Origin of the sequence: Bradyrhizobium oligotrophicum (assembly GCF_051168495.1) — a bacterium.
Classification (GTDB): Bacteria; Pseudomonadota; Alphaproteobacteria; order Rhizobiales; family Xanthobacteraceae; genus Bradyrhizobium; species Bradyrhizobium oligotrophicum_A.
The window spans coordinates 236,724-257,136 of the sequence record NZ_JBNPVB010000005.1 but is presented as its reverse complement, the minus strand read 5'-3'; the positions used below and the strand labels follow the sequence as shown (position 1 = coordinate 257,136).

The window sequence follows — 20,413 nt, the reverse complement described above, 5'->3', positions numbered from 1 at the left end:
TCTCGGCGCCCGCTTATCGGAAGTCCTGCTGCGTTTGCCGCGAGCGCGCTGCCGACGCGCGCGTTTGCACAGACCAACACCTATTACCCGGGACGCCAAATAGTCACGTCGACGCCGGGCTCAGTCGTGGAGATTGGTGCAGCCTATACGAGGGCTCACAGCCCATCCTTCGGTGCTGAACTTGTCGAAATGAATGCGCATCCGCTATCAGCAAAGCGGCGGGCTTGGCGATCTTCGCTTCCGGCACTTCGCGGACCACCGGGGCCGCCCTTTGGATGTCCGTGCTGGGCTGAATGCGGATGAAGCCGAGACCGTCTCATCCAGTTAGTTGATCGCTCCATGGCGATGTGGGGATGGATGTCGTCGCGCCCGTCTTGCCGATGAAAGGCTCAGCGCCAAAGAGGGTTGTCGTAACCAATGGAAGGGTTCGGGGCGATGCGCGTATCCGGGTGATAGTTGAGCGTGTTCGGTCCGGCGGCATCGTTGCAGGATGAAGCATCCTTCTTCGAAGGCACGAGCCGCGCTTGATCGCGCAACGTCGCATATCGACGCAGGCGAGGGCGAATGCAGCGAATATGAGGCTGCTCAATCCTGTCTCATGGCATTGATGCCGATCTGGGCGATTGCTGCACGTTGAAGCAGCAGCGTCGTGACATTAGCGGCGCTTATATCCGCAATTTTTGCTTCCAATTTTACTTCGCAAAATCGCGCCGATAGCCTCGCATCAAGATCGAAACGCAAGCGGGCAGACATTCAACGACGGATGCCGTGCCGTTTTGTAACCAACGGGGGTTGCTATGCGCGACAACGATAGACGCACGTCCAAGGTCGAGAGCCAGGGACGCAAGTCCAAGCAAGAAAACGGAAAACTCAGCCGGCGCTCGCTGCTGAAGGGCGCTGCTGCCCTCGCCGGCGCCGCGGTCGGATCGGAGGTCGTGGGCGCGCCGACGATCTGGGCGCAGGAGATCAAGGACATCGAGCTGCGTCATGTCGGCGTGTCCTATTCGGTGGTGAAGGCGATCGGCGACCAGGCGGCCAAGGATCTCGGTTTCAAGGTCACGATGCAGAACCTCGATACGTCGGCGGCGATCAACCGTTTCATCAGCCAGCCGAACAGCGTCGACATCGCCGATCTCGAGGGCTGGCAGGCCAAGCTCGCCGCCAAGCGCGGCGTCATCCAGGGCATTGAGGTCAAGAAGATCAAAGAGTTCGACAACATCCTGCCGATCTTCACCAAGGGCGAGATCAACGGCCACAAGATCCCGCGCCAGGGCATTTCGCCCTATGAGGCGATGTATATCGCCAAGCCCGATTCCACCGATCTCAATGACGGCGTGACCGAGTGGGCGACGTTCCTGCCGCAGGTCTACAACGCCGACTCGATCGGCTACCGGCCCGACCTCGTCGGTCACGAGGTGACCGAGTGGAAGGACCTGATCGATCCGAAGTTCAAGGGCAAGGCCGCGATCCTCGACGTGCCCGCGATCGGCATCATGGACGCCGCGCTGTGCTTCGAGAGTGCCGGGCTGATCAAGTACGGCAACAAGGGCAACATGACCAAGGAGGAGATCGACTTCACCTGCAACAAGCTGATCGAGCTGAAGAAGGCCGGGCAGTTCCGCGCCACCTGGACCACCTTCGACCAGTCGGTGCAGCTGATGGCGGCGGGCGAGGTGGTGATCCAGTCGATGTGGTCGCCGGCGGTGGCCGCCGTGCGCGTCAAGGAGATCCCGTGCGTCTACGCGCCGGTCAACGTCAAGAACGGCAAGGAAGGCTATCGCGGCTGGTGCAACGGCATGGGCCTGATGAAGCACCTTACCGGCAAGAAGCTCGACGCCGCCTATGAATATCTCAACTGGTATCTGTCGGGCTGGCAGGGCGGCTTCGTGGCGCGCTACGGCTATTACAGCCCGGTGCCGTCGACCGCGAAGAAGTTCCTCACTGCCGCCGAATGGGACTTCTGGTACGAGGGCAAGCCGGCGCCCGAGGTGGTCAACGATCCCTATGGCGTGCCGATGGAGAAGGCCGGCACCAAGCGCGATGGCGGCTCGTTCCTCGACCGCGTCACCAACATCTCCTGCTGGAATACGCTGATGGACGAGGCCGCCTACATGAACAAGCGCTGGAACGACTTCAAGGTGGCGTGATTCCTGCCTCTCCAACGATCGGCCGGCACGATCACCGTGCCGGCGCAGGCGACAGCGAAGCAATCTCCGAGATGATGCCGAGCCAACATTCAACCTCTCGTCCAAGCGCTGGCCGTTCAAGCCTGACCGGCTGGCTCTACGTGTCGCCGCTGGTCTGCGTGCTCGTGCCGTTCTTCCTGGCGCCGATCCTGGTGGTGCTGGCGGCGAGCTTCTTCGGCACCGACGGATTTGGTGGGCTGACGCCGGATCTGACGCTGACCAATTATGTCGAGGTGCTGCATTCGGCGCTGACGTTCAAGCTCTATCTCGCGACGATCAAGTTCACGGTGCTGACCTGGGTCTTCACCTTGCTGATCGGCTTCTTCGTCGCCTATTTCCTCGTCTTCCACGTCCGCAACCAGCTGCTCGCCATCGGGCTGTTCCTGCTGTGCACCGTGCCGTTCTGGACCTCGAACATCATCCGGATGATCTCGTGGATCCCGCTGCTCGGCAAGGAGGGGCTGATCAACGCGGCGCTGCTATCGACCGGCGTCATCCGCCAGCCGCTGGAGGTGCTGCTGTTCTCGGACCTCGCGGTCGTCATCGCCTATGTCCACCAGCTGACCATCTTCATGATCGTGCCGATCTTCAACGCCATGGCCCGCATCGACAAGCGCCTGATCGAGGCGGCGATCGACGCCGGCGCCAGCCGCTTCGACATCATGCGCCTGATCGTCGTGCCGATGTCCAAGAGCGGGATTGCGCTGGGCTCGATCTTCGTGGTGTCGATCGTCATGGGCGATTTCTTCGTGGTGAAGGTCATGTCCGGCGGCGGCTCGGCCTCGGTGGTCAGCGCCTTCTATGAGGATGTCGGCGTGCTGCAATATCCGACCGCCGCGGCCAGCGCCGTGCTGCTGACCCTGGTCCTGATCGCGGTCGTCACGCTGATCCTGCGCACCGTCGACATCCGCCAGGAGATCGGCCGATGAGCAGCGTCGCCGTCGACAATCAGCCCGATACAGCTGCCGCAACAAAGGCCATCGCGCCGAGCCGCGGCCAGCGTCCGTGGACGTTCTATGTGCTGGCGTCGCTGTTTGCGGCGTATGTGCTCGCGCTCTATGGCCCGATGTTCTGCATCTATGTCCTGTCGTTCCAGGACATTCGCGGCGGCCTGGTGTTTCCGATGAAGGGCCGCTCGCTGCACTGGTTCGTCGACCTGTTCACGCAGGTGCGGACCGGCGACGTCAAGGGCTCGTTCGACCGCTCCATCAAGCTTGCGATTATCGTCACCATCATCACGGTCGTGATCTCGTTCCTGGCCGGCCTCGGCTTCCGCCGTCGCTTCAAGGGCGACAGCATCGTGTTCTACATGATGATCGGCAGCCTGGTGGCGCCCGGCCTCGTGCTCGGACTCGGCACCGGGCTCCTGTTCCAGGCGCTGGGACTGTCGCCGGCCTGGTATTCGTCGGCGCTCGGCGCGCAATTGTCATGGACCTTGCCGTTCGGCGTGCTGGTGATGTTCGCGGTGATGTCACGCTTCAACAATGCCTGGGACGAGGCGGCGCGTGATCTCGGCGCCAGCCGCTGGCAGGCGATCCGGCTGGTGATGATCCCGGTGCTGGCGCCCGGCCTCGTCGCGGTCGCGCTGTTCGGTTTCACGCTGTCCTATGACGAGTTCGCTCGCACCCTGCAGACGGCAGGCTCCTTGAACACGCTGCCGCTGGAGATCTGGAGCATGACGCTCAACGTGACTTCGCCGTCGCTCTATGCGCTGGGCACGGTCACCACGATCATTTCCTTCCTCGTGATCGGCGCGAGCCTGGGCAGCATCGTGCTGATCCAGAAGCGGCGCGGCGCGAAGAAGGCTTGAGGCACAGGGTCTGACGTGATGCAAATCGAACGTGGCGATATCGAGCTGGCCGGGATCTGCAAGAGCTATGACGGCGTCGTCAACGCCGTCGACGGCGTCAATCTCAAGATCGCCGATGGCGCCTATTGCTGTTTCATCGGTCCCTCCGGCTGCGGCAAGACCACGATCCTGCGCATGATCGCGGGCCACGAGGATCCTTCCGCGGGCGAGATCGTCATCGGCGGCCACAACGTGGTCGGCCTGCCGCCGCTGCAGCGGCGGACGGCGATGATGTTCCAGTCCTATGCGCTGTTTCCGCATCTGACGGTGCGCGAGAACATCGCGTTCTCGCTGCGGGTGCGCGGCCAGTCCAAGGCCGACCGGCTGCGCGCAGCCGACGCGATGATCGAGAAGGTGCGGCTGACGCAGTTCGCCGACCGGCTGCCGGCGCAACTGTCAGGCGGCCAGCAGCAGCGCGTGGCGCTGGCGCGGGCCGCGATCACCGAGCCTCGGGTGCTGCTGCTCGACGAGCCCTTGTCGGCGCTGGATGAGCAATTGCGGGTGCAGATGCGCCAGGAGCTGCGCCGGATGCAGCGCGAGCTCGGCATCACTTTCGTGCACGTCACCCACACCCAGCTCGAGGCGATCGCGCTCGCCGATCTCGTGGTGGTGATGGAGAACGGCAAGATCAAGCAGGCGGGTCCGGCGCGCGAGGTCTATGCCCATCCGCGCGATCGCTATGTGGCGGAGTTCATGGGCGGGCAGAACGTGCTGTCCGGCCGCGTCGAGAAGGTGAATGGCGAGAGCTTCCTGCTGAAGCAGAGCGCGCGAGAGGCCATCGAGGTGCCGCTGCAGGCGCGCCGCACCATCGGCGTCGGCGACAGCGTCGACATCGCCGTGCGCCGCGACGACGTCGCCTTGGTGCGGCCCGGGCAGGCGCTGCCGGACGGCTGCGGCACGGCGCTGCCGAGCCGCGTGCTGGCGGTCGAGTACCAGGGCTATTTCGTCAAGGTCATGCTCGACACGGTGCCCGACGACGAGTTCGTCGCCTACGTGCCCGAGAAGACCTTCTTTGCCGATCCCTTCAATGTCGGCGACCTCGTTCTGGCCACCTGGGCGGTGGACCGGGCGCGGCCGCTCGCCTGATCCCGTCTCTCACAACGGAGTGCAGACCGTGCAGATTTCCTTCACCCTCAATGGCCGGCCGGTCTCGGTCGACGCCGAGCCCGCGACGCTCGTCAGCGATCTCCTGCGCGAGCAGCTCAGCCTGACCGGGACGCATGTCGGCTGCGACACCAGCCAATGCGGCGCCTGCGTCGTGCATCTCGACGGCGTGCCGGTGAAGAGCTGCACCATGCTCGCGCCGTCGCTGCAGGGGACGTCGCTGCTGACCATCGAGGGCTTGGCTGCGACCGCCGGCTCGAACGGGCTGCATCCGATGCAGGAGGCATTTCGCGAGCACCACGGGCTGCAATGCGGCTTCTGTACGCCGGGCATGGTGATGACCGCGACTGCGCTGGCGGCCGCGAATCCGACGCCGACGGAGGCCGAGGTGCGTCACGGTCTCGAAGGCAATATCTGCCGCTGCACCGGCTATCAGAACATCGTCATTGCCGTCATGGCCGGCGCTGCCGCCATGCACGCCAATTCAGCGGGAGAGTGACCATGGGCGAAGTGATCGGGATCGGCGCTGCGCCGAAGCGCAAGGAAGACCAGCGTTTTCTCACCGGCCGCGGCAACTACGTGGCGGACATCAAGCGTCCGGGCATGACCGCGGGCGTGTTCGTCCGCTCGCCGCATGCGCATGCGGTGCTCAAGGGCATCGACACATCGGCGGCGCTGGCGGCGCCTGGCGTCGTTGCGGTGCTGACCGGCGAGGATGTCGCGGCGGACGGGCTCGGCTCGCTCCCCTGCGGCTGGGGCATCAGCGACGTCAAGGGCGTGCCGATGAAGGAGCCGCCATTCCCGATGCTGGCGCAGGGCAAGGTGCGCTTCGTCGGCGACATGGTCGCCTTCGTCATCGCCGAGACGCTCGAGCAGGCGAAGTCGGCCGCCGAGCTGGTGAGCGTCGACTATGAGGTGCTGCCGTCGGTCGTCGGCGTGCTCGACGCCGTCAGGCCCGATGCGCCGCAATTGTTCGACGACGTTCCGAACAATGTCTGCTGCGACTGGGAGCTCGGCGACAAGGCGGCGGTCGAGGCGGCGTTCCGCAAGGCGGCGCATGTCGCCAAGCTCAGCCTGGTCAACAACCGGCTGATCGGCAATCCGATGGAGCCGAGGGCTGCGATCGCCGAATATGATCCCGGAAAGAGCCATCATACGCTGTGGACGACGAGCCAGTTTCCGCATGTCGTGCGCTTCCTGATGAGCGCGCTGGTGCTGAAGCTGCCGGAGCACAAGGTGCGCGTGGTCGCGCCGGATGTCGGCGGCGGCTTCGGCGTCAAGCAGTTCCACTATGGCGAGGAGGCCGTGATCACCTGGGCCGCCAAGCGCGTGCTGCGGCCGGTGAAATGGGTCGCCGACCGCTCGGAAGGCTATCTGTCCGATCGCCACGGCCGCGACCACGTGACCGAGGCCGAGCTCGCGCTCGACGAGAACGGCAAGTTCCTGGCGCTCCGCGTCAAGACGCTCGCCAACATGGGCGGCTATCTCTCGACCTTCGGGCCGAACATTCCGACCAATCTCTATGGACCGCTGCTCGGCGGCGTCTACACGACGCCCGCCATCTACTGCAACGTCAAGGTCGTGTTCACCAACACGGTGCCGGTCGACGCCTATCGCGGCGCCGGCCGTCCCGAGGCCACCTTCGTGGTCGAGCGGATCGTCGATGTCGCCGCCGCCGAGATGGGCATCGACCGGGTCGAGCTGCGCCGCCGCAACATCATCCCCAAGGAGGCCTATCCGTATCAGACGCCGGTGCTGGTGCAGTACGATTCCGGCGATCCGATGGGCTGTCTCGACGGCGCGCTGGTCGCGGCGGACGTGAAGAATTTCGGCGTGCGCAAGGCGGAATCGGCGCGTAACGGCAAGTTCCGCGGGCTCGGCTTCTCGACCTATGTCGAGGCCTGTGGGCTGGCGCCATCGCGCTTCGCCGGCCGGCTCGGCGCGCGCGGCGGTCTCTACGAGAGCGCCACGGTGCGCGTGCATCCGGCGGGGCAGGTGACCGTGATGATCGGGACGCATAATCACGGCCAGGGCCACGAGACGACCTTCGCGCAGATCGTCTGCGAGAAGCTCGGCGTGCCCTTCGAGAACGTCGACATCGTGTTTGGCGATACCGACCGCGTCCAGTTCGGCATGGGCACCTATGGCTCGCGCTCTCTCGTGGTCGGCGGTGCGGCGCTGTCCAAGGCGGCCGACAAGGTGATCGTCAAGGGCAAGAAGATCGCCGCGCATCTGCTCGAAGCCAGCGAGCAGGACATTCATTTCGAGGCCGGAAAGTTCTCGGTCGCCGGCACCGACCGCATCAAGACCATCGAGGAGATCGCCGGCGCGGCCTATGTGCCGCACAATTATCCGCTGGAGATCCTGGAGCCGGGCCTGGAGGAGCAGGCCTATTACGATCCGGTCAACTTCACCTATCCCGGCGGCTGCCACATCGCCGAGGTCGAGATCGATCCGGAGACCGGCACGGTGACGCTCGTGAACTACACGGCGGTCGACGATGTCGGCACCGTCATCAACCCGATGATCGTCGAGGGCCAGCTGCATGGCGGCATCGTTCAAGGCATCGGCCAGGCGCTGTATGAGAACGCGGTCTATGACGAGAGCTCGGGGCAGCTGGTTTCGGGCTCGCTGATGGATTATTGCGTGCCGCGCGCCGACCATCTGCCGATGATGAACGTGGCGACGCATTCCACGCTGTGCACGCATACGCCGATGGGCGTGAAGGGCTGTGGTGAGGTCGGCACCATCGGCTCGCCGGCGGCCGTGATCAACGCCGTCGTCGATGCGCTGTCGCATCTCGGCGTCACCCATGTCGACATGCCGGCGACGCCGAACCGGATCTGGCGCCTGCTTCAGAACGCGTCGCTGCCGGTGGCGGCGGAATAGGGGGGACACATGCGCGCATTTGCCTATCATCAGCCGAGCGATATCTCCGGTGCGGTCAAGCTGCTGTCCTCGGTGGAGGACAGCAAGGTCCTTGGCGGCGGCATGACCCTGATCCCGACCATGAAGCAGCGCCTTGCGGCCCCCACCGCGGTGGTGGACCTCGCGGGCCTCGCCGCATTGAAGGGCATCAGCGACGACGGTGCGACGCTCACGATCGGCGCGATGACGCCGCATGCGGCGGTCGCCTCGTCGCCGGTGGTTCTGGCCCGCATTCCGGCGCTCGCGCATCTCGCATCGGAGATCGGCGATCCCGCGGTCCGCAACCGCGGCACGCTCGGCGGCTCCGTCGCCAACAACGATCCGGCGGCGGACTATCCAGCCGCCGTGCTCGGCCTCGGCGCCACCATCGTCACCAGCACGCGCGAGATTGCCGCGGATCAGTTCTTCCTCGGCCTGTTCGAGACCGCCCTGCAGCCCGGCGAGATCATCACCGCGATCCGCTTTCCCGTGCCTGTCGCGGCGGGCTACGCCAAGTTCAAGGCGCCGGCGTCGCGCTATGCCCTGGTCGGCGTGTTCGTCGCCAAGTTCACGGAGGTCGTTCGCGTCGCCGTGACCGGCGCGGGGCCGGGCGTGTTCCGCGTGGCCGCCATGGAGCAGGCGCTGAGCCAGAGTTTCGAGCCCACCAGCATCGCGTCGATCAAGATCGATGCGGCCGGGCTGACGTCCGATATCCATGCCGAGGCCGACTATCGCGCGCATCTCGTCACGGTCATGGCCAAGCGCGCCGTCGCGGCCGCATCGAGGTAGTCTTCAGGAAACATCATGTCAGCCTTGTTGAGCCAAACGGCCGCGACCGACGCGCCGTCCGATCTCGCTCGTCTCTCTGCGACTGAACTGCTCGCGGGCTACCGGCGCAAGCACTTCACGCCGGTCGACGTGGTCGAGGACGTCATCGCCGCGCTGGACGCCACCCACGCCCGCTGCAACGTCGTCGTGACCGCGATGTACGAGCAGGCGCGCGCGGAGGCCAAGCGCGTCACCACGGCGATGCGCGCCGGCGAGCCGTGCGGTCCATTGGCCGGCGTGCCCGTCACGATCAAGGATCTCGTCTTCGTCGCCGGCGTGCCGGCCTATGCCGGCTCGCCGATGAACAGGAGTTTCGTCCCCGATGCGGATGCCGCTGTCGTGTCGGCGCTCAGAAGCGCGGGCGCGATCATCACCTGCAAGACCACGACCTGCGAGTCCGGCTACAAGCTGACCGCCGACAGCCCGGTCACGGGGCTGACGCGCAATCCGTGGAATCCGGCGCACACCAGCGGCGGGTCGAGCGGCGGCGCTGCGGCGGCGGTCGCGGCCGGCTGTGGTCCGATCGCGATCGGTACCGATGGCGTCGGCTCGATCCGGGTGCCGTCATCGTTCTGCGGCGTGTTCGGATTGAAGCCGACGTTTGGTCTGGTGCCGCGCTCACCCGGCTTTGCGCCGCCGTCCTGGGCCTCGCTGGCGCATACGGGCCCGATCACGCGCACCGTCGCCGATGCCGCGTTGGCGCTGGAGACCATCGCGGTTCACGACCTGCGCGATGCGGCGAGCCTGGCCGTGTCGCAGCGCCGCTTCGACGCCAGTCCGCGGCCGCTGACCGGCCTGCGCATCGGCGCCAGCGCCGATCTCGGCTATGCCGCGGTCAGCCCCGACGTCCGCGCGGCCTTCGCCAAGGCGCTTGCGGTGCTGGAGGAGTGCGGCGCCCGCGTCAGCTCCGACCATCCGGGGATCGATAGCCAGATCCTGGAGCGGACGCTGAAGCCGATCGCGTTCATCGAGCAGGCCGCGGCGGTCGCACACAAGACCGGCAAGGAGCTCGCCGATTGCGACACCGATTATCGCGACGTGATCGCGGCCGGCCGCAACTATAGCGGCGTCGACTATGTCGAGGCCGGCTATCGCCGCACCCAGATGCGCGCCGCCTTCGTCAAATTGTTCTCCCGCGTCGATGCGCTGGTGACGCCGACGGTCGCGGTGACCGCGTTCGGATCGGGGCAGCTCGGCGTTGCGACCATCGATGGCAGCCCGGTCGATCCACATCTCGGCTGGTCACCCTTCTCCTGGCCGATCAATCTCGCCGGCCTGCCGGCCGCGACCGTGCCCTGCGGCTTCGACCGCGACGGCCTGCCGATCGGCCTGCAGATCATCGCTCCCTGGCTCGACGAGCCGACGATCTTCAAGATCGCAGCGGCGTTCGAGGAAGCGCAGCCCTGGGCGGGGATGTGGCCGGAGATGCGCGGTTAGTTAATGCGTCGCGCATGTCGACTTGCCGCGCGCAAGCATGACGTGCTCGCTGTAACTAATAGACGAGTTAAGGTGGCCGTGACTGCGCCCTCTCCCCTTGTGGGAGAGGGCATCGCCGGGCCCATCCGCAAACGCGGTCGGGTGAGGGGTCTCTCTCCGCGAGCTTCGCTTGTAGCGACATACCCCTCACCCTAGTGAGTTCGCCGCGCTTTCCTACATGCCCTCTCCCACAAGGGGAGAGGGCGCAGTCACGGCCACCGCATTCAACTTCGGATCATCACGCGTGCTGGGTTTGCTATGCATGACACTCTCGTAGGGTGGGCAAAGCGGCCGCTGCAGGCGGCAGCGTGCCCACCGTCGTGCAGCGAAGTCATCAGAAGACGGTGGGCACGGCGCCACCGCGACCTCGCATGAGGAGAGAGAACGGCAGCGCCTTTGCCCACCCTACGGAATGGCGCGTGTTGCTCGTGCCCGTTCAGCTCAGCGTGATCGGTGCACCGCTCTCGCCGAGCTGGTCGCCGAGGCGCAAATAGTGCGCGAGATAGTCGTGCAGGGCGGTGGCGGCCTTGGAGGTGGCGCCGCTCGATTTGTAGAGCAAGAGCTCGACATGGGGCAGGGGCGGCAGGCCGTCGGCCGGACCGAGCTCGCGCATGCCGGCGACCAGTGCGCTGCGGCCGAGCACCGTGACGGCCATGCCGGCGAACGCGGCTGCCTGCAGGCCGCCGACGCTCTCGCTCTGGCAGGCGATGCGCCAGCGCAGATTGGCGGCCTCCAGCGCCGCGATGGCATGGTCGCGATAGATGTTGCCCTGGGGCAGCAAGGCCAACGGGATCGGGCGCTCCTGATGCGCCGATGACTGCTCGCCGGTCATCCACACCAGCTGCTCGCGCCGCACCACCTGGCCGCCGGTGAAATCGTTCATGCGGGTGACCAGCGCGATGTCGACCTCGCTGCGCTTCACCAGCTCCACCAGCGGCGTCGAGAGCGCGCAGTTCAACTCGACCTGGATGCGCGGAAAGGATTTTCTGAAAACGCTGAGGATCGAGGGCAGCATGAAGGCGGCATAGAGATCGGGCGTGCCGAGCACGACCTGGCCTTCGATCTCCTGCGAGGCCAGTTGCGAGATCAGCTCGTCATGCAGCCGCAGGATCGAGCGCGCATAGGTCAGCACGATGCCGCCGTCCTCGGTCAGCACCAGCCGCCGGCCGCCATGCAGGAACAACTGCTTGCCGGTGAGCTCCTCCAGCCGCTGCAATTGCAGCGTGATCGCCGGCTGGGTGCGTCCCAGCCGCCGCGCGGTTTCGGTAATGCTCCCGGTCTCGACCACCGAGATCAATGACCTGAGCATGCGGATGTCGAGGCTGATGAGGTTCATTCGTGATCCATGCCGCGCCCTCCGATGCAATTTTCATGCAAAGCAAGCGGGTCGGGGCGGGCGGATGCCCGCTGCAGGCGGTCCATGGCGGAATGCTCACCCTGCAGTCGCGTGTGTTGTGATGCAAGGCGGAGCCTGACCTGTCGTCGTCACGCCTTCTGGCGGCCGTAGATCAGCAGCATCAGGATGATCACTGCGCCGTAGATCAGCTGCCGGCCGGCTTCGCTGATCTGCATCACCGACAGGATGGATTGCAGCAGCGTGATCAGGATGACGCCGGCGATCGTGCCGAGATAGCTGCCGCGCCCGCCGAGAATGTGGGTGCCACCGAGCACGACGGCCGCGATGGAGGGCAGCAGATAGGCATCGCCCATCGACTGCGCGGCCTTGGAGGCGTAGCCTGCCAGCAGCACGCCGCCGAAGGCGGACAGCGCGCCGGACAGCGCGAAGGCAAGCATCGTGACGCGCCGCGTGTCGATGCCGGAGAGATAGGCGGCGCGCTCGCGATTGCCGATGGCGTAGATGGCGCGGCCGAAGGTCGTCCGCGACAGCAGCCAGACCGCGACGGCGCCGATGATCGCCCAGACCAGCACGGCGTTGGGAAGGCCGGGAATGATGGTGCCGGTGGCGAGATAGCGCATCGCCTTGGAGGCGGAATCCTGCGGCGAGAAGCCGCCGGTGTAGGCGACCATCAGGCCCTGCGCGACCGCATTGGTCGCGAGCGTGATAATCATCGAGGGAATGCGCAAGTAGGCGACGCCGATGCCGTTGAGAAGGCCGATGGCGGCGCCACAGAGGATGCCGAAGGGGATCGCAAGGATGGCGCCGGTCGCGCCGTGCGCGGCCGCGGCACAGGCCATCATCGCGCCCGTCGTGACCACCCATGGCACCGACAGATCGATCTGGCCGAGCAGGATCACCAGCATCATGCCGGTGGCGATCACGCCGAGAAAGCTCGCGACCTTCAGTTGCTGCAGCAGATAGTCCGGCGACAGGAAGCTGCGCGAATACAGGCTGCCGACCAGCAGCAACAGCAGGATGCAGCCGAACGACGCCGCCACGGCGGGGTCGATCCGGCGCAGCAGGGCCATCCCGCGGGGGGCCGATTGGGGGGCCATCGCCTCGCTCATCCGAACCACTCCAGGCGATTGCGCACGCGAATGAGGCCGAACGCGCCGATCGAGACCGCGAGCATCAGCACGAGCCCCTGGAACAGCGGCTGCCACAGCGGATCGAAGTCGAACACGAACAAGAGGTCGCCGATGGTCCGGAACGCAAGCGCGCCGAAGATTGCGCCGATGGCGCTGCCGCGTCCACCCATCAGCGACACGCCGCCGAGCACCACCGCTGCGATCGAGAACAGCGTGTAGGCATTGCCGCTCGCATAGGCCGCCTCGCCGGTATAGGAGAAGAAGGTGAGAAACAGGCCGCCGATCGCCGACAGCAACCCTGCCAAGGTGTAGGCCACGAACTTGGCGGCGCGGATCGGCGCGCCCGACATGTAGGCCGCGACCTCGGACGAGCCGGTGGCGAACGCGGCGCGGCCGATCACCGAGCGGCTGTAGGGCACCCAGATCAGAAGTGCCGCTGCGGCCAGCGCCACGAGGCTGGTCGGCAGCACGCCGAACAGGCGTCCCGTCAGCGCATCGGCGAGAGTCTCATTGACGGACCCGCCGGGATTGGGCCTGAGCATCAGCGCGATGCCGTAATACATCGCTCCGGTGGCGATCGTGGTCACGATCGGCTGCAGTCGGCCGAAGATCACGATCGCGCCGTTGATCATGCCGCAGATGAGGCCGGTGCCGAGCACGCCGAGGACGCCGAGCGCGGTCTCGGTCGCGGTGCCGACGACGATCCAGGAGGCGAGGCAGTTGGTGAGCGTCAGGATCATGCCGACGGAGAGGTCGATGCCGGCAGTGATCACCACGATCGCCTGGGCCATGGCGACGAAGGCCAGGAGCGTCGCCTTGTTGGACGCGGTCTGCACCATGTTGGCGCTGAAGCCGGCCGGATGGTTGGTCGCGTAGATCAGGAACATCGCCGCGAAGATGCCGATCGCGAGCAGGGTGCCGCGCTGTTCGGCGAGCCAGTACCGCCACTCGGTCATGCCAGACTCGCTTCCGCTCGCGCGCTGTCGTCGACGTTGAGGGCGCTGCTGACCAGCGCGCGCTCGGTAATCCCGGCGCCCGCAAGCTCGCGCCTGACGGCGCCGTCATACATGACCAGGACACGGTCACAGCAGCCGATCAGCTCGTCATAGTCGGTCGAATAGAGCAGGATCGCGGCGCCCTGGTCGGCGAGCCGGCGCAGCAGCCGGTAGATTTCCTGCTTGGTGCCGACGTCGATGCCGCGCGTCGGGTCGTTGAGCAGGATGATGCGCGGCTCGTTCATCAGCCATTTGGCGATGACCACCTTCTGCTGGTTGCCGCCCGACAGCGCGCTGACGGGGAGATCGGGGGAGGCGGTCTTGATCTCGATCAGGCGGATCATCTCGTCGATCAGCGCCGACTGCCGCTGCCGGTCGATGATCCCAAACCGCGCGAAACGATCGAAGGCAGCCGCCGACAGGTTGTCGCGCACCGACATCGGCAGCATCAGCCCCTCGGTCTTGCGGTCCTCCGGAATCAGCGCGAGACCGATGCGCTCCGACTTGGCCGTGACGGGGCTGTCGATCCTGACCTTGTCGCCGTCGATCAGGATGTCGCCGCTGATGTCGCTGAGCACGCCGAACAGCGCCAGCAGCAGCTCGCGCTGGCCCTGGCCGTCGAGGCCGCCGAGGCCGATGATCTCGCCGGCATGTAGCGAGAAGGAGATGTCCTTCAGCCGGTCGCCCCAGCCCAGGCTCTTGCACTGCAGGGCGGGCGGCCGGCCGTCGGTCTTGAGCGGCGGCTTGTCGGGAAACGCATGCTTGTATTCGCGGCCGATCATCAGCTCGATCACCTCGGCATCCGTCTTGGTGCCGGCGGCGAAGGTCGAGATCCTCCGGCCATTGCGGAACACGCTGCAGTCATCGGCGAGCTCGGCGATCTCGTGCATACGGTGGGAAATGTAGAGCAAAGCGAGCCCCTCGCTGCGCAGGCGCTTGAGCACCTCGAACACTTTGGTGACGTCGGAGGCCGTCAGCGCCGACGTCGCCTCGTCGAGGATCAGGATCTTGGGCTGGCGCGACAGCGCCTTGGCGATCTCGACCATCTGCCGGCGCGACAGCGGCAGGTCCTTGACCAGCGCCCGCGGATGGATGTCGCCGGCGCCGGCGCGCTGCAGCGCCTCCTCGGCGATGCGGCGCTGGGCGCGCCGATCGATCATGCCGAGCCGGGTCGGCGGATGGCTGATCATGATGTTGTCGGCGACCGACAGATCGGGGATCAGCGACAGCTCCTGAAAGATGCAGACGATTCCGGCATCGTTTGCCGCAGAGGGACCATTGAACGCGACATCGCGTCCTCCGAGCGTCATGCGGCCTTCGTCCGGCGCGACGACGCCGACCATGAGCTTGATCAGCGTCGACTTGCCGGCCCCGTTTTCGCCGAGAATGGCGTGGATGCGTCCCGGGCGAACCTCGAGGTCCGCCCGGTCGAGCGCGACGACGCCGCCATAGCGCTTGGACAATCCTTCCGCGCGAAACAGCGGCTCGGCCGCGATCATGCTCGCTTCCTCAGTCGTTCAGGCCATAGAGACGGGCTGGCCGCGAGCAAGCCCGCGGACCAGCGATGATACCGGCCTACTGGTTTTCCTTCGACTGGCCCATGATCTCCTGCGCCGTGAAATTGATGCCGCAGGTCGGGAAGGAGTTGCCGACGAAGAAGTTGTCGGACTGGGCCGGGAAGTAGTCCTCATCCTTCTTGAAGTTGGGATCCTCGACGACGGCGAGCGGCAGCTTGACCGATTGCGGCACGACCTTGCCTTCGAGCGCGGCGATGGCGACCTTGATCGCGACCGCGACCTGCGCAGGTCCGGTGCCGGCCGAGGAGCATTTCAGGCCTTCCGACGCCTTGGCGGCGCAGAACTTGCGGAAGCCGTTTTCGGTCTCGCCGCCGAACGGCACCATCTTGTGCTTGGCGTCGAGCATGGCCTGCACGATGCCGGTGTCGCCGCCCTGGCCGGAGATCGCGTCGAACGGGCCGTTGGTCGCGATCGCATCCGCGGTGGCCTTCTGGGCGACGCCGTCGTCCCATTTGCCGACCACTTCGGTGACCTGCCACTTCTTGCCGGAGCCGTTGAGAACGGAGTGCAGTCCGTTATGCCGGTCGGTATCGACCGAGGTGCCGGCGACGCCGCGCACTTCCAGCACCTTGCCTCCATCGGGCACGTTCTTGACCAGCCACCGCGCCCAAAGCTCGCCGAGGCCCTTCTGGTCGACATTGACGTTGATGGCATCTTCCGTCGCGAGGATGTTGTCGAAGGCGACGAGGATGACGCCGGCCTGCTTGGCGCGCTTGATCACCGGGCCGAACGCCGTCGGGTTCTGCGCGTTGACGACGATGGCGTCATAGCCGGAGTCGATGAAGTTGTTGATCGCCGAGATCTGGGCCGGCACGTCCTCGCCGGTCGAGACGACCTTGAACTCCTTCAGCTTCGCCTTGACCTCCGGCTGTGCCGCATAGGCCTTGGCGGTCTGGATCATCTGGATGCGCCAGGTGTTGGCGATGTAACCGTTCGCCAGCGCAATGCGGTAGGGGCCTTTCTTGGCCGGAAACTTGAAGAATTTGGTATCGGCGGTCCAAGGCACCATGCATTCGGGCTCGGCGGCCGGGCCCTTCGCCAGCTCGGGCTCGGCCAGTGCCTTGCTGGCGAACGCTGACAGCAGCACGAGCGATGCGCAAGTTGCAAGGCATCGCGTCCTCATGGACTTCGACATTCGTGACCTCCCCTGTTGTTGTCGCGCCATTGACCAGCGCATGTGCGAGATGCCTCGCTTGTGATTGGAGGTTGTCCGAGCCGTGGCTCGCCATCTCGACGGTCCGAGGGTTACTGAGATATGGTAGCGCTGTCAATTATGATGGCTCAGCTCTCGCCGGCGCGATGGCGGTCTTCCCGCGAGGCGCTTCGCTGCAGAACGTCAGCAGCCTCGCGGCAGAATGTCAGCCATCGAAGCACCTGCGCCTGCTGCGTCGCATCATGCAAAATGAGACTGCCCGTCAAGGTCCGGCGCGGGACGACGCACGCGCAGCCCACGCCTTCGGATAGCGTTCGCTCAGATTGTGGCTCGCTGCGGCACACGTGCTGATCAGGTCCATTGTCGAAAGGCCAGCAACGACTGGCCGGCACAATTCGCCATTGCAAAGGGAGGAGTTCGATGGTCATGCGACGAGTGGGGTTCGCTGCGCTCACGGCACTGTTGCTGTCAGGCACGGCCTCTGCCCAGGAGAAGATCAAGGTCGGCGTCACCGCGACGCTCGAAGGGACCTATACGGTGCTCGGCGAGGACGGCATGCGCGGCCATGTCACGGCGCTGAACGTGCTCGGCAAGAAGATCGGCGACAAGGAGCTGGAATTCGTCGTGGCGTCGACCGACGCCACGCCCGATTCCGCGGTGCGTGCGGTGCGCAAGCTGATCGAACAGGACAAGGTGCAGATTCTGTTGTCGCCGCTGTCCGGCGACGAAGGCATCGCGGTCAAGAACTTCGCCAAGACCCATCCCGAACTGACCTTCGTCAATGCCGCCTCGGGTGCACAGGAGACGACCTATGTCGATCCTGCGCCGAACTTCTTCCGCTTCAACATGGACGGCGCGCAGTGGCAGGTCGGCCTCGGCAAATACGCCTTCGAGACCAAGGGCTACCGCAAGATCGCGACCGTCGGCGAGGACTATTCCTTCATCTACACCCAGGTGTTCGGCCTGGCGCTGGAGTTCTGCGGCCTCGGCGGCAAGATCTCCAGCCGGCAATGGGTCCCGCTCGGCACCAAGGATTTCGCCTCGGTGATTGCCGCGCTTCCTGACGACGTCGATGCGATCTATCTCGGCCTCGGCGGCGCCGACGCCGTCAATTTCCTCAATCAGTATCAGCAGGCCGGCGGCAAGGCGCACCTGATGGGCGGGTCGATCATGATCGACCAGACCATCCTGTCGTCGAAGGGCAATGCCAAGAACGCCCTGATCGGGACGATTGCAGCATCCGGCCAGGCCGATACCTGGGACGATCCGCGCTGGCAGAAATTCGTCAAGGCCTATCAGGACTCCTTCCCGCCGGAGAAGCGTTTCCCGAGCCCATCGCTGCTCGCCACGAACTACTACGACTCGACCATGGCGCTGATCCTGGCGCTCCGCGAGGTGAATGGCGATCTGTCGGACAACCAGTCGAAGCTGAAGGCGGCTCTGGCCAAGATCGAGATCGACGCGCCCAACGGCAAGATCAAGCTCGACGCCAACCGTCAGGCGATCGGTACCAACTTCGTGACTGAGGTCGTCGATGACGGCAAGGGCGCGCTGTTCAGCAAGGTCGTGAAGGTGATCCCGGACGTCAACCAGACCCTGGGCTATGACGCGGCCACCTTCGCCAAGATTGGTCTGCCGAGCCGGACCGTGCCCGAATGTAAGAAGTACTGACCTTTCCGGGCATGAGCGACGCGGCCCGAGCCTGTTCGGGCCGCGTCGTCGCGTCTCTTGCTTTCTGCGGAGCAATGAATGACGCTGACGAACAAGCAAGAAGCCATTTGGGTGGGAAGTGATGAGTAGGGCGCTCGCCGTCTTCCATGCTCGCTTCGGCCGCGCGACGGTCTATCAGCTCAATCGGCCGTTCAACGTGCATGCCCATCGCGAGGGTCATCTGATCTTTCACGTCGGCGGAACGCCAGCCAATATCGACGTCTGCGACCAGCGCCATGTCATCGGCGAAGACCGCATCGTCGCGGTCAATCCATGGGAGCCGCACAATTTCCTGCCGAACGACGTCGACAATGGCGCGATCTTCTTCGTGCTCTACGTCAATGCCGAGTGGTTCGCGCCGCCGGCCGCGCGCGAGCAGGGCCTGCGGTTCGGCCGGACCTGCTTCCGCCGGACGGCGGCGCTCGACCGCTGCATTCGCCGCACCGCAGCGCTGGTGTGTGGCGCGCCATCGCTCGGCTGTCTCGACGGCGAGCTGCGGCAGCTGATCGAGAGCTGCTACGAGGAAAGCTGGCGCATATCGGAGCTGCCGGAGCGGCCGTGCGCCGAGGTGACGGACTTCCGTGTTCGCAAGTGCATCAAGCTGATGTCGGACAGCCCGTGCGCCGAGATCGAGCTCGACGATATCGCTCGCGAATCCGGACTGTCGCGGCCGCATTTCTATCGCTTGTTCCGCAGCCAGACGGGTGTGACCCCGAACCTCTATCTGAATACGCTGCTGATGGAACGCGCGCTGGATGCGGTGGTGGCGACGGAATCGCCGATCGCGGATATCGGCTTCGATCTCGGCTTCTCGTCGCAGAGCGGCTTCACGCGCTTCTTCGCCGGCAATGTCGGCATGGCTCCGACCGATTATCGCCGCGCTGCAAAAGTGCTGCGAGCCTGACGTGCTGCTGCGCATCGCGCGAAAAGAGACTGTCGATCAAACACGCGCTCCCCTCGGCCGCTAATGTTGCAGGAACGTGATCCGGCACAGGATCCGACGAGGGAGGACGAGCGATGGCCGGTAGACCCGGCGATGGTCGGCTGCATGCGCGACACCGTTGCCATGACGGAGCGGTCCTTCTCGCCGTGAGGGCGCGACGATGAGCCGCTTCGTCGAGCGCCACCCGATCTGGTCTCTCGTCATTCTCCTGGCTGTTGCGCTACTGGCGTGGCTGATCTTCGCGGTGTGGCCGCCGGGGCTGGAAGAGGCGATCGGCCGCAAGAAGGTGTTCCTGAGCGCCGTCTTCAACGGCATTACCCTTGGCGGACTGTATTTCCTGGTTGCGAGCGGCTTCACCCTGATCTTCGGCCTGATGCGCAACGTCAACCTCGCGCACGGCTCGCTCTATCTGTTGGGCGGCTATGTCGGCTACGGCATTTCGTCTGCGACCGGCTCCTGGATCCTTGCCTTCATCGCCGCCTTCATCGTCGTCGCCGCTCTCGGCATCGTGCTTCAGCTGCTGGTGTTTCGCCGCATGGAGGGCCAGGATTTGCGGCAGACCATGGTGACGATCGGGCTCTCGATCGTGTTTGCCGATCTGATGCTGTGGGCGTTCGGCGGCGACTTCTATCAGATCCAGACGCCGGCCTGGCTGATCGGGCCGATCCAGCTGCCGCTGATGACCGCGGTGAAATCGTCGGGCGAAGCGATGTTCCTGCAATATCCGCTGGTGCGGCTGGTGATCTTCTGCGGTTCGGTGGTGATTGGGGTCCTGATGTGGCTCGCGCTGAACCGCACCCGGGTCGGCATGATCGTCCGCGCCGGCGTCGACGATCGCGAGATCCTCGCGGCGACGGGCGTCCAGATCCAGCTCGTGTTCGTGCTGGTGTTCGCGCTCGGCGCGGGACTTGCCGGCGTTGCCGGCGTGGTCGGCGGAACCTTCCAGTCGCTCTCGCCCGGCGAGGACACGCGGTTCCTGCTGGCGTCGCTGGTGGTCGTCATCGTCGGCGGGATGGGATCGATTCCGGGCGCGGCCCTCGGTGCGCTCATCATCGGCCTCGCCGAGCAGCTCGGCTCGGTCTACATCCCGACCTATGCGATCGTGGTGACCTTCCTGATCATGGTGCTGGTGCTGGCGCTGCGGCCCCAGGGCCTGCTGGCGAGGCGATGAGATGGCGCTGATCCAGGAGGCGCAGAC

Annotated in this window: 17 protein-coding genes; 11 read left to right on the top strand and 6 right to left on the bottom strand. The window is 65.5% G+C overall.

What is annotated here, in order from left to right; translation table 11 throughout:
- Window positions 1-585 precede the first annotated feature (585 nt).
- Window positions 586-753: a hypothetical protein gene (locus ACQR1B_RS12855; protein ID WP_434831742.1), complete on the bottom strand. Its 168-nt coding sequence runs from the start codon at window positions 751-753 to the stop codon at window positions 586-588.
- Between the two features lie 44 nt (window positions 754-797).
- On the opposite strand from ACQR1B_RS12855, the gene ACQR1B_RS12850 reads away from it, so the two are divergent.
- The 8 genes from ACQR1B_RS12850 (at window position 798) to ACQR1B_RS12815 (ending at window position 10,311) form a co-directional block, all read left to right on the top strand.
- Window positions 798-2,147: an ABC transporter substrate-binding protein gene (locus ACQR1B_RS12850; protein WP_434831743.1), complete on the top strand. Its 1,350-nt coding sequence runs from the start codon at window positions 798-800 to the stop codon at window positions 2,145-2,147.
- A 71-nt stretch (window positions 2,148-2,218) separates the two neighbouring features.
- The gene (locus ACQR1B_RS12845; protein WP_434831744.1) at window positions 2,219-3,115 is read left to right on the top strand and encodes an ABC transporter permease; all 897 of its coding nucleotides are present in this window, start codon (window positions 2,219-2,221) and stop codon (window positions 3,113-3,115) included.
- Window positions 3,112-3,996, top strand: coding sequence for an ABC transporter permease (locus tag ACQR1B_RS12840; protein WP_434831745.1), 885 nt, complete (start codon window positions 3,112-3,114; stop codon window positions 3,994-3,996). Before ACQR1B_RS12845 ends, ACQR1B_RS12840 begins: the two co-directional genes overlap by 4 nt.
- Window positions 3,997-4,014: 18 nt before the next feature.
- Window positions 4,015-5,121, top strand: coding sequence for an ABC transporter ATP-binding protein (locus tag ACQR1B_RS12835; RefSeq protein ID WP_434831746.1), 1,107 nt, complete (start codon window positions 4,015-4,017; stop codon window positions 5,119-5,121).
- A 28-nt stretch (window positions 5,122-5,149) separates the two neighbouring features.
- Window positions 5,150-5,638 carry a (2Fe-2S)-binding protein gene (locus tag ACQR1B_RS12830; RefSeq protein WP_434831747.1) on the top strand — a complete coding sequence of 163 codons (489 nt, stop codon included), beginning with the start codon at window positions 5,150-5,152 and terminating at the stop codon, window positions 5,636-5,638.
- Window positions 5,639-5,640: 2 nt separating this feature from the next.
- Window positions 5,641-8,028 carry a xanthine dehydrogenase family protein molybdopterin-binding subunit gene (locus tag ACQR1B_RS12825; RefSeq protein WP_434831748.1) on the top strand — a complete coding sequence of 796 codons (2,388 nt, stop codon included), beginning with the start codon at window positions 5,641-5,643 and terminating at the stop codon, window positions 8,026-8,028.
- Between the two features lie 9 nt (window positions 8,029-8,037).
- Complete coding sequence (locus tag ACQR1B_RS12820; RefSeq protein ID WP_434831749.1) at window positions 8,038-8,835, top strand: FAD binding domain-containing protein; 798 nt, start codon at window positions 8,038-8,040, stop codon at window positions 8,833-8,835.
- A gap of 15 nt (window positions 8,836-8,850) precedes the next feature.
- Window positions 8,851-10,311 (top strand): amidase, encoded by a 1,461-nt coding sequence (locus ACQR1B_RS12815; protein WP_434831750.1) that lies wholly within the window; start codon window positions 8,851-8,853, stop codon window positions 10,309-10,311.
- A 475-nt stretch (window positions 10,312-10,786) separates the two neighbouring features.
- On the opposite strand, the gene ACQR1B_RS12810 is transcribed toward ACQR1B_RS12815, so the two are convergent.
- The 5 genes from ACQR1B_RS12810 to ACQR1B_RS12790 form a co-directional block, all read right to left on the bottom strand.
- The gene (locus ACQR1B_RS12810) at window positions 10,787-11,686 is read right to left on the bottom strand and encodes a LysR substrate-binding domain-containing protein (RefSeq protein ID WP_434831751.1); all 900 of its coding nucleotides are present in this window, start codon (window positions 11,684-11,686) and stop codon (window positions 10,787-10,789) included.
- 149 nt (window positions 11,687-11,835) lie between these two features.
- Window positions 11,836-12,816, bottom strand: a complete 981-nt coding sequence (locus ACQR1B_RS12805; RefSeq protein ID WP_434831752.1) for an ABC transporter permease — start codon at window positions 12,814-12,816, stop codon at window positions 11,836-11,838.
- On the bottom strand, window positions 12,813-13,793 hold the full coding sequence (locus ACQR1B_RS12800; protein WP_434831753.1) for an ABC transporter permease: 981 nt from the start codon (window positions 13,791-13,793) through the stop codon (window positions 12,813-12,815). Before ACQR1B_RS12800 ends, ACQR1B_RS12805 begins: the two co-directional genes overlap by 4 nt.
- On the bottom strand, window positions 13,790-15,331 hold the full coding sequence (locus tag ACQR1B_RS12795) for a sugar ABC transporter ATP-binding protein (protein ID WP_434831754.1): 1,542 nt from the start codon (window positions 15,329-15,331) through the stop codon (window positions 13,790-13,792). Before ACQR1B_RS12795 ends, ACQR1B_RS12800 begins: the two co-directional genes overlap by 4 nt.
- 76 nt (window positions 15,332-15,407) lie before the next feature.
- Complete coding sequence (locus ACQR1B_RS12790) at window positions 15,408-16,544, bottom strand: sugar ABC transporter substrate-binding protein (protein ID WP_434831755.1); 1,137 nt, start codon at window positions 16,542-16,544, stop codon at window positions 15,408-15,410.
- 438 nt (window positions 16,545-16,982) lie between these two features.
- Here ACQR1B_RS12790 and ACQR1B_RS12785 point away from each other — a divergent pair, with 438 nt between their 5' ends.
- The 3 genes from ACQR1B_RS12785 to ACQR1B_RS12775 all read left to right on the top strand — a co-directional run bounded on the left by ACQR1B_RS12785 (window position 16,983) and on the right by ACQR1B_RS12775 (window position 20,386).
- Window positions 16,983-18,233, top strand: coding sequence for an ABC transporter substrate-binding protein (locus ACQR1B_RS12785; protein WP_434831756.1), 1,251 nt, complete (start codon window positions 16,983-16,985; stop codon window positions 18,231-18,233).
- Between the two features lie 121 nt (window positions 18,234-18,354).
- On the top strand, window positions 18,355-19,176 hold the full coding sequence (locus ACQR1B_RS12780) for an AraC family transcriptional regulator (protein ID WP_434831757.1): 822 nt from the start codon (window positions 18,355-18,357) through the stop codon (window positions 19,174-19,176).
- A gap of 199 nt (window positions 19,177-19,375) precedes the next feature.
- Window positions 19,376-20,386: a branched-chain amino acid ABC transporter permease gene (locus ACQR1B_RS12775; RefSeq protein ID WP_434831758.1), complete on the top strand. Its 1,011-nt coding sequence runs from the start codon at window positions 19,376-19,378 to the stop codon at window positions 20,384-20,386.
- The last annotated feature ends 27 nt before the right edge of the window (window positions 20,387-20,413 follow it).

What these genes read in the sequence shown, in the direction of transcription:
- ACQR1B_RS12810 (WP_434831751.1), bottom strand. Translation starts at nt 11,686, where the DNA reads ATGAACCTCATCAGCCTCGACATCCGCATGCTCAGGTCATTGATCTCG.
- ACQR1B_RS12855 (WP_434831742.1), bottom strand. Translation starts at nt 753, where the DNA reads ATGTCTGCCCGCTTGCGTTTCGATCTTGATGCGAGGCTATCGGCGCGA.
- ACQR1B_RS12850 (WP_434831743.1), top strand. Translation starts at nt 798, where the DNA reads ATGCGCGACAACGATAGACGCACGTCCAAGGTCGAGAGCCAGGGACGC.
- ACQR1B_RS12790 (WP_434831755.1), bottom strand. Translation starts at nt 16,544, where the DNA reads ATGTCGAAGTCCATGAGGACGCGATGCCTTGCAACTTGCGCATCGCTC.
- ACQR1B_RS12795 (WP_434831754.1), bottom strand. Translation starts at nt 15,331, where the DNA reads ATGATCGCGGCCGAGCCGCTGTTTCGCGCGGAAGGATTGTCCAAGCGC.
- ACQR1B_RS12800 (WP_434831753.1), bottom strand. Translation starts at nt 13,793, where the DNA reads ATGACCGAGTGGCGGTACTGGCTCGCCGAACAGCGCGGCACCCTGCTC.
- ACQR1B_RS12775 (WP_434831758.1), top strand. Translation starts at nt 19,376, where the DNA reads ATGAGCCGCTTCGTCGAGCGCCACCCGATCTGGTCTCTCGTCATTCTC.
- ACQR1B_RS12840 (WP_434831745.1), top strand. Translation starts at nt 3,112, where the DNA reads ATGAGCAGCGTCGCCGTCGACAATCAGCCCGATACAGCTGCCGCAACA.
- ACQR1B_RS12805 (WP_434831752.1), bottom strand. Translation starts at nt 12,816, where the DNA reads ATGAGCGAGGCGATGGCCCCCCAATCGGCCCCCCGCGGGATGGCCCTG.
- ACQR1B_RS12780 (WP_434831757.1), top strand. Translation starts at nt 18,355, where the DNA reads ATGAGTAGGGCGCTCGCCGTCTTCCATGCTCGCTTCGGCCGCGCGACG.
- ACQR1B_RS12820 (WP_434831749.1), top strand. Translation starts at nt 8,038, where the DNA reads ATGCGCGCATTTGCCTATCATCAGCCGAGCGATATCTCCGGTGCGGTC.
- ACQR1B_RS12785 (WP_434831756.1), top strand. Translation starts at nt 16,983, where the DNA reads ATGGTCATGCGACGAGTGGGGTTCGCTGCGCTCACGGCACTGTTGCTG.
- ACQR1B_RS12825 (WP_434831748.1), top strand. Translation starts at nt 5,641, where the DNA reads ATGGGCGAAGTGATCGGGATCGGCGCTGCGCCGAAGCGCAAGGAAGAC.
- ACQR1B_RS12835 (WP_434831746.1), top strand. Translation starts at nt 4,015, where the DNA reads ATGCAAATCGAACGTGGCGATATCGAGCTGGCCGGGATCTGCAAGAGC.
- ACQR1B_RS12815 (WP_434831750.1), top strand. Translation starts at nt 8,851, where the DNA reads ATGTCAGCCTTGTTGAGCCAAACGGCCGCGACCGACGCGCCGTCCGAT.
- ACQR1B_RS12845 (WP_434831744.1), top strand. Translation starts at nt 2,219, where the DNA reads ATGATGCCGAGCCAACATTCAACCTCTCGTCCAAGCGCTGGCCGTTCA.